Source organism: Streptomyces beihaiensis, from assembly GCF_026274175.1.
Classification (GTDB): Bacteria; Actinomycetota; Actinomycetes; order Streptomycetales; family Streptomycetaceae; genus Streptomyces; species Streptomyces beihaiensis.
The window spans coordinates 1-893 of the sequence record NZ_JAPHNL010000219.1; the positions used below are offsets into that span (position 1 = coordinate 1).

The following is an 893-nucleotide window of genomic DNA, read 5'->3' on the forward strand; positions in this document are numbered from 1 at the left end:
AGAGGTCGCCCGCCAGCTGGCGCGGTACCGGGCATGGGAGCGCACGCTGCTCATGGCCCCGGCCGACCGCGCGGCCCGCGAGAACTTCGAGGACTGCGGCTACACGCTCTGCGTCCTCATGGGCAAGCGCTGCGCACGCGTGGCCGCGGCGGCCGCCGAACGCTATGTGCGGCCCGGCGAACCGGTCACGCGCAGGCCCGCGCCGCTCTCCCGGGGGCGGTGACGGTGATGGCGGGCACCACGAGGACCGGTCGCCTCGGCCGGGCGGGGCGCATCCAGATCCTGGACGTGCGCCCGCTCGTCCAGTGCGGCGAGCGCCCCGCGAAGGCCGTGACCGGCGAGACGTTCGAGGTCTCGGCGACGGTCTTCCGCGAGGGGCACGACGTCGTCGCGGCCGCCGTGGTGCTGCGCTCACCGGACGGCCGCACCCGGCCCCCGGCACCGATGCGCGAAATCGCCCCCGGCACCGACCGCTGGGCCGCCGACGTCACGCCGGACGGCGAAGGGCTGTGGACGTACGAGGTGGAGGCGTGGACCGACCCGGTCGCCACCTGGCGGCACACGGCAGGGATCAAGATCCCGGCGGGGATCGACACCGGGCTGGTACTGGAGGAGGGCGCCGAACTCTACGAACAGGCCGCGTCCTGCGCCCCGCCCGGCACCCCCGACCAGCGGCTCCTCCTGGACGCTGCCGCGGCCCTGCGCGACGACGGGCGGCCGGTGCGCGAACGGTGCGCTGCCGCCCTCACCGCCGAGGCCGACGCGGCCCTCGCCCGCAACCCGCTGCGCAGGCTGCTCACCACGTCCGAGGCCCTGCCGCTCCTCGTGGAACGCGAGCGGGCGTTGTACGGGGCGTGGTACGAGCTGTTCCCGCGCTCGACGGGCGGGTGGGA

2 protein-coding genes are annotated in these 893 nt (G+C 76.0%); both read left to right on the forward strand.

The window, feature by feature from the left end:
- A partial coding sequence (locus tag OFY01_RS17455; RefSeq protein WP_266600940.1) for a DUF5133 domain-containing protein occupies window positions 1–223 on the forward strand: 223 nt, incomplete at its 5' end.
- A 5-nt stretch (window positions 224–228) separates the two neighbouring features.
- The coding region (locus OFY01_RS17460) for a maltotransferase domain-containing protein (protein ID WP_266600941.1) at window positions 229–893 on the forward strand (665 nt) is incomplete at its 3' end.